Consider the following 10,557-nt stretch of genomic DNA (forward strand, 5'->3'; position numbering starts at 1 on the left):
TACGCCGCCCGCGTCGGCTTCTTCGCCGTCCCGGTCGCCGTCTTCGTCATCACCAAGCGCTGGTGCCTCGGCCTCCAGCGCCGTGACAAGGAGAAGGTGCTGCACGGCCGCGAGTCGGGTGTCATCAAGCGCCTGCCGCACGGCGAGTTCACCGAAGTGCACGCCCGGCTCACGCCGCGGGAACTGCACCGGCTCACGGCGCACGAACAGCCCCGCCCCCTCGAACTGCCCGCCCCGGTGGACGAGAATGGAGTGGCCCGCCCGGCGGGGGTGCTCACCCGCACCCGGACCCGGCTCTCCCGCGGGTTCCACGGCGAGGGCGGCCGGATCCCCAAGCCCACCGCCGAGGAGTTCCACGAGATCACCGAGGGCCACGGGCACTGACCCGCACCCCCCGATGGCACAGGGAGGACAGGTGCACGACCGAACCGACCGAAGCGACCGGACCGACCAGGTCGACCCGACCGACCGGATCGCCGACAGCAGGTACCTCCTGCTCACCACCTTCGGCGAGGACGGCAGCCGGCTGGAGTCACAGCTCTGGGTGGTGCAGGACGGCACGGCCCTCGGGGTCTGGACCCCGGCCCACTCCGGCGAGGCCGAACGGATCCGCCGCCACCCCCGGGTGCTGATCGGCCCCTGCGACGCCCACGGGCGCCCCACCGGCCGCCGGATCCCGGCCCGGGCCCGGCTCTGCGACGCCGACGACACCGCCCGCTACCGCACCTCGCTGATCAACAAGTACGGCCTGACGGCGCTGATCGCGCTCGCCCGCAGCCGGTTCCGGGTGGGGCTGGCCGGGACGGTCGGCATCCGGATCACGCTGAACGAACTGGAACGGCGGCTGGTCGGGCCGGAGTGGCTACCGCCGGCCACCTACTGCGTCAACTGACGGGCCGTCGCGTCCGGTCGTCAACCTCCGTCGAGTGCCGGGGCCTTGAGAAGGTCTGCCCCGGCACTCGCCGCTTTCCGGCACCTCGACGCGACTGCTGGCAGCGGGCGGGAGGTCACGACAGCGGGTGGGTCGGGACCGGACTGACCTCCTGGATCTCGGCGTGGGCCTTGGTGAGCAGCTGCGAGGCGAGCTCGTTGAGCGCGCGGGCCCCCGCGATCTCCTCGCCGACCCTCAGCTGTTCCGGGTCCGAGGGGTGGCGGCTGCTGTAGCCGTGGGCGCGCAGTTCGCTCCCGTCGCGCAGCCGCAGCAGTGCGGCGGCGCTGGTCCGTGCCCCCTCTTCGCGGAACTCCATCTCGATGTGCCAACCGACCAGAGTCTGCATGGCGGATCACCTCCATCGGTTACCCCTCCAGAGTGCGCCGCACCCACCGTGAACACCAGGCCAGCCGGCCGGAGCGGCACCGGGGGCGCCATCGGCGCCAAGTTGAACACGTTCAACTTGGCCGCGTAGAGTCGGCGGCGCAAGCTATTTGAACGCGTTCAAGGGGGTGTGTCCACTATGGCTGTGCTCACGACGGCTGTGTCCGCGATGGGCCCGGGCACCACGGAACTGGTCGACCTGCTGGTCCTGCTCGGCATGGGAGCCGTCGTCCCGCTCGGCCTCGCCCTGGTCGACGAGCCCGGCCTCGCCCGGGTCCGCCGGCTCTGGCCGCTCGCCGCCGTCCCCGGCGCGCTCTCGCTCTGGCTGCCCCGCGGCGGCGGCCTCGCCACCGGCTGCGCCCTGCTCTACGCGCTCGGCACCCTCGCCGTCGCCCTGCACGCCCCGCTGCGGCTGGCCCGCACCCGCTCGCTCGCACCCGCCGAGGTCGCGGTGCTCACCGCACTCGCCGCACCCTCGGTCGCCGGGGTCGCCCTGGTCGCCGAACGCTCCGGCTACCCGCTGTTCGGCTTCGAACCGCACATCCTGGCGCTCACCGTCCCGCACTTCCACTACGCCGGGTTCACCGCCGCCCTGGTCGCCGGACTGGTCTGCCGCGCCGCCCGCCCGGGCTCCGCCCCGGCCCGCTGCGCGGCCCTCAGCGTCCCGGCGGGCACCCTGCTGGTGCTGGCCGGCTACTTCCTCGGCAACTGGTGGCAGTTCGGCGGAGCCGCCGTCCTGACCAGCGGAATGTGGCTGGTCGGCCTGGTCACCTGGCGCGACCTGCGCCCCCGCAGCGGCGACCGGACCACCGCCCGCCTGCTCGCCGCCTCCTCGGCCGTCCTCGCGCTCACCATGCTGCTCGCCCTGTGGTGGGCACTCGGCCGGGCCGCCGGACTCCCCCACCCCACCCTGACCTGGATGGCCGCCACCCACGGCGTCGGCAACGCGCTCGGCTTCGCCCTCTGCGCGCTGCTCGCCTGGCGCCGGATCACCGCGGACCGGACCGACGCCACCCGGACCGACACGACGGAGACCCCCCGATGAACGACTACAGCTACCCCGAGCAGGGCGCCAGCCGCACCGGCCACCTCCCCGCCGGCTACAACCACCTGCGGCACAGCGCCCTCATCGGCCACGGCCGCCCCGCCCTGGAAGCCGCCGGCGCCGCCCTGCTCGACTGGCGGATGCACCGGCTCGCGGGCGTCCGCATCGACGCGTCGGCCGACCGCGCCGCCCCCGGCGTCGCCGTGCACTGCGCCATCGGCCTCGGCCCCCTGCGGGCCGGCGCCCCCAACCGGGTCCTGGCCACGGTCGACGGCCCGGACCGGTACGGCTTCACCTACGGCACCAGGACCGGCCACCTGGCCCAGGGCGAGGAGACCTTCCTGGTCGCACTCGCCCTCGACGGCGAAGTCCGCTTCTCCGTCACCGCCTTCAGCCGCCCCGTCGCCTGGTACGCCCGCCTCGCCGGCCCACTCCTCCCCCTCACCCAACGCGCCTTCGCCCACCACTGCGGACGCGTCCTCACCCGCATCGCCACCCAGGCCACCTGACCAGCGCCCCAGCACCATCAACCCCCCGATCCCCCGGCACACCCCCCGCTCGCCACCACCGTCATCAACCAGCCCGCCCAACACTTCGGGCCCACACTCACCCGCATCACGGCGCAGACCGCCCAGGCGATCGCGGAGTGGCCACCCGAGCACCCCGCGAAGGCCAGCCGGACAGCGAGCCGGTCCAGCGGCAACCACCCGACGGCAGAGGCCAGCCGGGAGAAGCTCTGCCCGAAACCGAAGGCCCGCAACTGGCCCCACATCCCGACACACGCCGTCCGGACGACGGCGGCAGGCGTCGGCGGGCTGGCTGGCTGGCTGGTTGAGCCCCCGAGCCATGGCCATGGCCGGTCGGATGGCAAAAGCCGATCAGGTGGCGTGCTGATTGAGCGGCACTCCGCCCGACGATGTGGGCTCGTACCGGCCCGCAGTGCGGCACCGACCACCGGGGCGACGGCGGAGGGATCCGGCTGGGCAGCAGAGCCACCCGAACGCCTCCCGGAGGCCAGTCGGATGGCGAGCCGTTCGAGCACAACCGCCCAACAGCAAAGGCTGGTCGGGCAGTGGAGGCGGGCATCGGCTGGATGGCAGGGCCACCCGAGCCATGGTGAAGGCCGGCTGGACGACTGCCGCCGGGCAGCGGAGGCCGGTTGGGGCAGCGCTCCGCCCGACACAGCCAGCCCACACTCACCCACATCGCGGCGCAGAGCGCCCAGGCGATGGCAGGGAACTCCAACTGGTCGGCAAGGCCACCCGAGCGCCTCGCGGACGCCGGTCGGATGGCGATCAGGTCGAACACAACCACCCGACGGCAAAGGCTGGTTGGATGGCGCTCCACCCGAAACCGCGGGCCCTCACTGGCCCGCAGCGCGGCGCAGACCGCCTGGAGGGGCATCTCACCGCCACCACCATCAATCAACCGGTCCACCTGGCCCACCCATTCACCAACCCATGGCCGCCCGCCGCTGCGGCCCGAACTCGTCCCCGTCGCGGCACCGACCACCGGGGCGACGGCGGAGGGCTCCGGCTGGGCAGCAGAGCCACCCGAACGCCTCCCGGAGGCCAGTCGGATGGCGAGCCGTTCGAGCACAACCGCCCAACACCAAGGACTGGTCGGGCGGTGGAGACCGGTCGGGAGGAGTTCTGCCTGACACAGCCGGCCCGCACTGGCCCACATCGCGGCACAGGCCGGCCGAGCGACGGTGGCGGGCATCGGCTTGATGGCAGGGGCCACCCGAGCCGTGGTGAAGGCCGGCTCAACGACGGCCGCCGGGCAGCGGAGGCCGGTTGGGGGCGGCGCTCCGCCCGACACCGCCAGCCCACACTCACCCACATCACGGCGCAAACCGCCCAGGCGATGGCGGAGGCCGGTCGGAGGGCGGGCCGGCTGGACGGCAGCCGCGAGGTGGGCGGCCGAGGCCGAGCAGGTGGTGGCGGAGGCCGGCTGGGTCCAGGGCGGGGCCGGAGCGTAAAACGGCTGGTCGGGGCGGGGGTGTGTTCGGGATGATCGGCGGATGATATCAATGCGACCGGTCCTGGAGATCTTCGCCTCCGACGGCTTCACGCTCTGGCCGACGGCCGAGCTCGGGCCGTACGGGGATCTCGCGCTGGACGGGCGGTTGACGTCGGACGAGGTGGGCACGGCGGTGTGGCGGCTGGCGGACTGCAACGACGTCGAGCCCGACCCCGGGCAGGCCGAGGGGCGCGGTCCCCGGCCGGCGGACCCGTTGGGCGCGTTCCTGCACGCGCTGTTGACCGAGCCGCACCCGTACGCCCCCGGCGGGCTGGTGGTGACCGACTCCGCCACCGGCACCGTCTTCAGGCCGGGCTGCTGCAACGGGCTGGAGGACTGGCGCGAGTGGCTGGACGTCACGGACGGGTCCGGCACCGCCTGGTTCGGCCACGACCCCGATGCCCGGGCCGAGTGCGTCGGCCGGGTGGTCCGGCTGATCCAGGATGCCGAGGGCGACGAGGGCCCCGTGGTCGAGTTGCCGGTGGACGAACTGCGCCGGCTGCTCGCCGGAGTCGAGCGGGACCTGCGCGACTTCCTCGCGCTCGCGGCGGGCTGGGCCGAGCGGCAGCTGCCCGGGCACGCCGCCGCCGTCACCGCCGCGCTCGCCCGAGCCCTGGACCTGGACCCGGACCCGGACCTGAAGCCGCCGTCATGACCAGCTTCCACACCCACCGGGCCCGGGTGCACGACACCTCGCTCCCGCCGTACCGGCGGCACAGCGCGCTGCGCACCTGCCTGACCCGCTTCGCCCCGTACGGCCTGCGGGCGACGTACCACCACCTCACCGTCAGCGCCCGGATTCCGCGCTTCCTGGAGGCCGACCCGGACGCCTTGGTCCGCGCGGTGGACGAGTTGCACGAGGCGCGCGAGCTGTGGCGGGCCAGGGCCGAGGAGTACGCGGAGCGGCGCCGGGCGCAGAAGCGGGCCGGGCGGCGGCTGCCTCCGGAGACGGCCTGGTGGCACGTGCGCTGGTGGGGGTCGCCGAACGCGGCCTGGGAGCACGACCCGTTCCTGCACCCGCCGTTGCGGCTGTCCGACTACGTCCGGCGGCAGAACGCGCTGCTGGACGGTGCCGTGCTGCCCGGGTGCCCGGCCTGCGGGGAGCAGGGCCCGCCGGTGCCGCTCCCGACCGGCCCCGGCGACGACCGCGGCGACGGTCACGGCCACGGCCGGGCCGAGCTGTGCCGCTGCTGCGCGCGGGTGCTGACACCCTGCGGTTGCGGGCGGTGGCACAGCTTCGAGCCGGCGCTGCGGACCGACTGGAGCCGGATCTGGAGTCGGGAGCACATGACCGGCGGCGGCGAGCCGAGCCCGTACTGGCCGGGTGTCCGGGGCGAGGCCCGGGTGGAGCGATTGGAGTCGTACACGATCCACTGGGGGTCAGGGGTGGTGTACGGGGATCGCGACCAGTAGCGCGCCGCCGTCCTGGACGCGGACCTCGAAGTGGTCGATGTCCGCCAGTCGGAAGGCCGCGCCGCCGGTGGTGCGCACGGTGCCGTCGCCGCTCCCGCCGCCGTTGCCGTAGCCGCCCGCCGGGACGGACCAGGTGGTGACCGTCTGCTGCTCGCCGGTGTGCGAGACGGCGACCAGTCGGCAGGTCAACGGGCCCTGAACGCCGGAGAGTTGCAGGCTGACCTGGGTGCCCCAGGTGGTGCCGTCCAGGCCGACGGTCGCGTGCGCGCCGGTGCCCGGGTCGGTGGCGCTGAACTGTTCGGCCACCGCGACCACCGCGGGGGTGTTGTCGGCGGTGATCACCGCGGCGGTGACGGCGGGGCCGGCCGCCACCATCGCGGTGGCGGCCAGGGCCAGCACCAGCCGCCGCACCCGGCCCCGCCGCCGGGTGGCGCCGACCTCGGCGACCAGCCGGTCCAGCAGTCGGGGGTCGGGCTGCGGGGCGGGACCGGCCGGGTCCGTTCCGGCCGCCCGAGCGGTGGCCGCGTACTCGGCCAACAGCGGCTCCACCGAGCCGAGTTGGGTCACCTGCTCGGCGCACTGCGGGCAGTCGGCGAGGTGTTGCTCGAAGGCGGCGCGCTCGACGGGTTCCAGCAGGCCGAGGACGTACGCGCCCGCGTCGACGTGCACCGGGCCACCAGGCGCCCGGTCGGGGTCAGGGGTGGGGTCGCGGTCGGGGTGCCTGGTCACGATGTCACTCCCCGTTCCTCCAGCGCGAGCCTGAGCGAGCGCAGCGCGTAGAACACCCGCGAGCGCACCGTCCCGGCCGGGATGCCGAGTTCGGCGGCCGCCTCGTTGGCCGTACGGCCCTTCAGGTAGGTCTCGACGATGATCTCCCGGTGCACGGGCGAGAGGTCGCCGAGCGCGTCCGCGACGGTCATCATCCGCAGCGCCCGGTCGATCTCGTCCTCGGCGGGCAGCTGCTCCAGTGCCGAGGCGTCCACCTCGCGCGGCCGGGCCATGGCGCCGCGGTGGCCGTCGATCACGATCCGCCGCGCGACGGTGACCAGCCAGGGCCGCAGCGAGCCGGCCTCCGGGTCGAGCCGGTGGATGTTGCGCCAGGCGCGGAGCAGGGTCTCCTGCACGACGTCCTCGGCCCGCTGCCGGTCCCCGGCGACCAGGTGGAGCACGAACCCGAACAGCGGACCGGCATGCTCCCGGTACAGGGCGCGCATCAGGTCCTCGTCCGGCGCCCCCGTGTCGTGGCCGCCGGTGCGGCCGACGGGGTGCTCCTCGGTCACCACTTCATCGTTGCGCACCCGGGCCTCCTGGGCGAGGGCGGTCGGAGCCGGTCATCGGAACCGGTCATCGGAACCGGTCAGTAGCCCGGGGTGCTGGGCGTCGGGTTGCCCGGTGCCGGGGTGCCGGGCGTCGGGTTCATCGGGCCGGAGTTCGCGGCGCCCGCCCTGCCGCCGGTCGGGGTCAGCGCGAACCAGGTGCCGGCCACGCCCTGGCCCTTGGTGTCGCCGGGCTTGGTGTCCGGCGAGTAGCGGTAGGCCGGCCAGCCGTTCAGGGTGACCTGCTTGGTGCCGTCGTCGCGGGTGACGGTGCCGACCAGCTTGCTGTCGATGCCCTTCACCGTGACGTTGCCGTTGCCGTCGGCGTGCTCGGGCGGCCAGATGACGGCGCAGCTGCCGTTGCAGTAGGACTCCGGCGGGCTGTTCCGGTCCTGGTCGAAGCGGTAGAGCGTGAAGCCCGCGCTGTCGGTGACGATCGTGCCCAGCTTCGGGTCCTGGGCAGTCTGCAGGGTGACGGCCGCCGGGGTGCCCGGACTGCTCGGGCTGCTCGACGGACCGGAGGAGCCGCCGGACGATCCGCAGCCGGCGATCAGGGCGGCCGCCGCGATGCCGGACGCGGTCAGCGCGAGCGTCCGCCGGGTGCGGAGTGTGCTGCGCATGGGGTGCCTCCCTCGGGGGGAAGGGGTCGGAACGGACCGGACACCCTTCCGTACGGGCGGCGGCCGCCGGCTGCCCACTCCCTGGCTCCGGCAACCGCCGGAACGCCGCCGGAATACCCCGCCGACCGGGACGGTTGTGGCGGGCACATGGCCTGAACCGCCACGTCCGGAAGGGAAGGAATCACGAGATGAGCAACACGGTCGAGCTGACCAAGGAGAACTTCGACGAGATCGTCCCGGGCCCGGAGGGCAAGGACTTCGTCTTCATCGACTTCTGGGCCGGGTGGTGCGGGCCGTGCCGCCAGTTCGCCCCGGTGTACGAGAAGGCCGCCGAGCGCCACTCGGACCTGGTCTTCGCCAAGGTGGACACCGAGGCGCAGCAGGAGCTGGCGGCCGCGTTCGACATCCAGTCGATCCCGACGCTGGCGATCATCCGTGAGGGCGTGCTGGTCTTCTCGCAGCCCGGTGCGCTGCCGGAGGCGGTGTTCGAGGACCTGATCGGCCAGGCCCGCGAGCTGGACATGACCGAGGTGAAGCGCAAGGTCGCCGAGGAGCGGGCGGCCGGCGGCCAGGCCTGATCCGGACGTCCGAAGACAGGCCCCAAGGCCCGGGGAGCCGAAGCTCCCCGGGCCCTCGGCATGCCCGCTCCCCGCTCCCCGGAGCCGTCCGCCGCCGCACCCAACCCGCCGTCACGACGGCTCGGCGCCCCAGGCGGCGAGCCGGTCCGCGAGCGCCCGCACCTCGGCGCGCAGCGCGGCGGGCTCCCGGACGGTGAACGGCCACCCGAGGCCGGCCAGCAGCACCGCGACGCCGTCCAGGTTCTGCGCCCGGGCCCGCAGCAGCACCCGGTCCTCGGCGAGTTCGGTGAGCGTGCCGACGGCGGGCGGCAGTCGGCGGCGGGCCTCGGCGAGGGTGGTCCGCAGCTCGACCTCCACCCGGTGCCGCCAGGGCGCGCCGGCCAGCGACTCCACCACCCGCTGGACCGGGTCGTAGTCCTCCGGCGGCTCGAAGCCGGCCTCGCCCTGTTCGACCCGGGTGATCCGGTCCAGCCGGAAGGTGCGCGGCTCGCCGCTGCGGTGGTCGAGCCCGGTGGTGTACCAGCGCCCGGAGTGGAAGACCAGCCCGTACGGGTCGAAGTCGCGTTCACTGGGCCGGTCCTCCCGGTCCCGGTAGGCGAGCCGCACCCGGCGACGACGGCGGGCCGCCTCGGCCAGGGTGAACAGCGCGGCGGCGGCCGGGCCGGGGCCGGTGGCGGGGGTGGCGGTCAGTCCGAGGGTCTGTTCGACGGCCGCCACGCGCTCGCGCAGCGGCTGCGGCAGCACCCGCTGGATCTTGGCGAGGGCCGTCCCGGTGGCCTCCTCCCCCACCGACAGGCCGGAGCTGCGGCCGGCCAGCAGGCCGAGCACGACGGAGGCGGCCTCGTCCGGGGTGAGCATCAGCGGCGGCAGCCGGTAGCCGGGCCGCAGGCGGTAGCCCCCGTAGCGGCCGCGGTCGGCCTCGACGGGGATGCCGAGTTCGGTCAGCCGGGCGACGTAGCGGCGGACGGTGCGCTCGTCCACGTCGAGGCGGGCGGCCAGGTCGGCGCCGGTCAGGCCGGGGCGGTCCTGGAGCAGTTCCAGCAGGGCGAGGACGCGGCTGACCGGGTGTTCCATCGCGCGCACTCCTTTCCTCGGCGGAAATCCGGGCGACTTCTGTCCGGATCCGATCCTAGAGTCGGCGGTGGAGGAGGCCCCGCCTCGACGGAGCCCCTCGCGGGCCGCCCGTCGAGACGTCCACGGCTCGTCGCGGCCTCCCCGGACTTCCCACCGACGAAGGAGCGATCCGCCATGAGCACGTTCGTACTGGTCCCCGGATTCTGGATCGGCGCCTGGGCCTGGGACGAGGTGGCCGCGCCGCTGCGCGCGGCCGGGCACCGGGTGTACGCCGTCAGCCTGCCCGGAGTGGGCGAACGCGCGGGCGAGGAGGGCGAGTTCGGGCTGGAGGACCACATCGCCGACCTCGCCGGGCTGCTGGTCCGGGAGGACCTGTCGGATGTCGTCGTGGTCGCCCACAGCGGCGCCTGTGCCCCGGTGGGCGGGCTCGCGGACCGGATGCCGGAGCGGATCCGCCGGGTGGTCTACCTGGACAGCGGCCCGCTGATCGACGGCTCGTCGGTGTACGACCTCTGGCAGCCCGACTACCAGAAGACGGCCGATGCCTCGGTGGTCGACGGCCGCCTCCCGCTGCCGTCCTGGGAGCACCTGGGCGAGCAGGGCACGAGCACGGCGGGGCTGGACGAGGCCGCCCTCGCGTCCATCCGCTCCCGCTCCACCCCGCACCCGGCCGGGGCGTTCCGGGACCGGCTGCGGCTGACCGGCGCCGGGGCCGCGCTGCCCCAGGCGCTGGTCTCCTGCTCCTTCCCGCTCTCCCAGGTGCGCGAGCTGATCGCCGCCGGGCACCCGTACTTCGCCGGGATGTCCGGGCCGAACTGGGAGCTGCGCGAACTGCCCACCGGGCACTGGCCGATGTTCTCCCGCCCGGCCGACACGGCGGCGTTGCTGGCGGAACTCGCCGCGCTCTGAACCCGCCGGTCCGTCTCCTCACCCTGTCCCGTCCGTGCCCGGTGGTGCGTCCCACGGCGCCCTCGGCGTGTCCGTCCGTCGCGCAACCGCGCCCGGACCGGCAGGATGGGGCCCACGCCGTACCCGAGCGAGGAGCGAGCACCCGTGCGCGAGCAGCCCAGCCGGACCGAACCGCCGGACGCCGTGCCGGAGTTCCGGCCGGACGGCGGTCCGGGGCCGGCCGGCCCGCGGCGTGCCCGGCTCGGCTCCCGCGCCCCGCTCACCC

Annotated in this window: 12 protein-coding genes and 1 pseudogene; 8 read left to right on the forward strand and 5 right to left on the reverse strand. The window is 74.6% G+C overall.

Going from position 1 to position 10,557, the window contains the following annotated elements:
• A pseudogene (locus AE652_RS24520) lies at nt 1–384 on the forward strand (ubiquinol-cytochrome c reductase cytochrome b subunit); the annotation flags it as partial.
• 31 nt (nt 385–415) lie between these two features.
• On the forward strand, nt 416–892 hold the full coding sequence (locus AE652_RS24525) for a PPOX class F420-dependent oxidoreductase (protein ID WP_063780248.1): 477 nt from the start codon (nt 416–418) through the stop codon (nt 890–892).
• 115 nt (nt 893–1,007) lie between these two features.
• Here the strand turns inward: AE652_RS24525 and AE652_RS24530 are convergent, their stop codons facing one another.
• Nucleotides 1,008–1,277 carry a DUF1876 domain-containing protein gene (locus tag AE652_RS24530; RefSeq protein WP_049655118.1) on the reverse strand — a complete coding sequence of 90 codons (270 nt, stop codon included), beginning with the start codon at nt 1,275–1,277 and terminating at the stop codon, nt 1,008–1,010.
• A gap of 207 nt (nt 1,278–1,484) precedes the next feature.
• Between AE652_RS24530 and AE652_RS24535 the strand changes: the two genes are divergently transcribed.
• From AE652_RS24535 to AE652_RS24555, 4 genes are all read left to right on the forward strand, one after another.
• Nucleotides 1,485–2,360, forward strand: a complete 876-nt coding sequence (locus AE652_RS24535; protein WP_049655121.1) for a YndJ family protein — start codon at nt 1,485–1,487, stop codon at nt 2,358–2,360.
• On the forward strand, nt 2,357–2,869 hold the full coding sequence (locus tag AE652_RS24540) for a DUF1990 family protein (protein WP_049655123.1): 513 nt from the start codon (nt 2,357–2,359) through the stop codon (nt 2,867–2,869). Before AE652_RS24535 ends, AE652_RS24540 begins: the two co-directional genes overlap by 4 nt.
• Before the next feature lie 1,514 nt (nt 2,870–4,383).
• Nucleotides 4,384–5,037 (forward strand): hypothetical protein, encoded by a 654-nt coding sequence (locus tag AE652_RS24550; RefSeq protein WP_049655128.1) that lies wholly within the window; start codon nt 4,384–4,386, stop codon nt 5,035–5,037.
• On the forward strand, nt 5,034–5,795 hold the full coding sequence (locus AE652_RS24555) for a hypothetical protein (RefSeq protein ID WP_063780249.1): 762 nt from the start codon (nt 5,034–5,036) through the stop codon (nt 5,793–5,795). The genes AE652_RS24550 and AE652_RS24555 overlap by 4 nt, the downstream gene beginning before the upstream one ends.
• Here the strand turns inward: AE652_RS24555 and AE652_RS24560 are convergent.
• From AE652_RS24560 to AE652_RS24570, 3 genes are read right to left on the reverse strand one after another with little or no spacing between them, the layout of a single operon-like run.
• Entirely contained in the window at nt 5,763–6,524 is a 762-nt protein-coding gene (locus AE652_RS24560) for a zf-HC2 domain-containing protein (RefSeq protein WP_049655130.1), read from the reverse strand. The genes AE652_RS24555 and AE652_RS24560 overlap by 33 nt on opposite strands.
• Nucleotides 6,521–7,093, reverse strand: a complete 573-nt coding sequence (locus tag AE652_RS24565; protein WP_082345936.1) for a sigma-70 family RNA polymerase sigma factor — start codon at nt 7,091–7,093, stop codon at nt 6,521–6,523. The genes AE652_RS24560 and AE652_RS24565 overlap by 4 nt, the downstream gene beginning before the upstream one ends.
• Before the next feature lie 59 nt (nt 7,094–7,152).
• Complete coding sequence (locus tag AE652_RS24570; RefSeq protein ID WP_053112229.1) at nt 7,153–7,731, reverse strand: hypothetical protein; 579 nt, start codon at nt 7,729–7,731, stop codon at nt 7,153–7,155.
• A 188-nt stretch (nt 7,732–7,919) separates the two neighbouring features.
• On the opposite strand from AE652_RS24570, the gene AE652_RS24575 reads away from it, so the two are divergent.
• A complete protein-coding gene (locus AE652_RS24575; protein ID WP_049655132.1) occupies nt 7,920–8,309 on the forward strand; it encodes a co-chaperone YbbN in 390 nt (129 codons plus the stop codon).
• Between the two features lie 111 nt (nt 8,310–8,420).
• On the opposite strand, the gene AE652_RS24580 is transcribed toward AE652_RS24575, so the two are convergent.
• Complete coding sequence (locus tag AE652_RS24580; protein ID WP_049655133.1) at nt 8,421–9,383, reverse strand: YafY family protein; 963 nt, start codon at nt 9,381–9,383, stop codon at nt 8,421–8,423.
• A gap of 174 nt (nt 9,384–9,557) precedes the next feature.
• Here AE652_RS24580 and AE652_RS24585 point away from each other — a divergent pair, with 174 nt between their 5' ends.
• The gene (locus AE652_RS24585; protein ID WP_049655135.1) at nt 9,558–10,292 is read left to right on the forward strand and encodes an alpha/beta fold hydrolase; all 735 of its coding nucleotides are present in this window, start codon (nt 9,558–9,560) and stop codon (nt 10,290–10,292) included.
• Nucleotides 10,293–10,557 lie beyond the last annotated feature (265 nt).

This window comes from Kitasatospora sp. MY 5-36 (genome assembly GCF_001182915.1).
In the GTDB taxonomy this organism is placed as follows: Bacteria; Actinomycetota; Actinomycetes; order Streptomycetales; family Streptomycetaceae; genus Kitasatospora.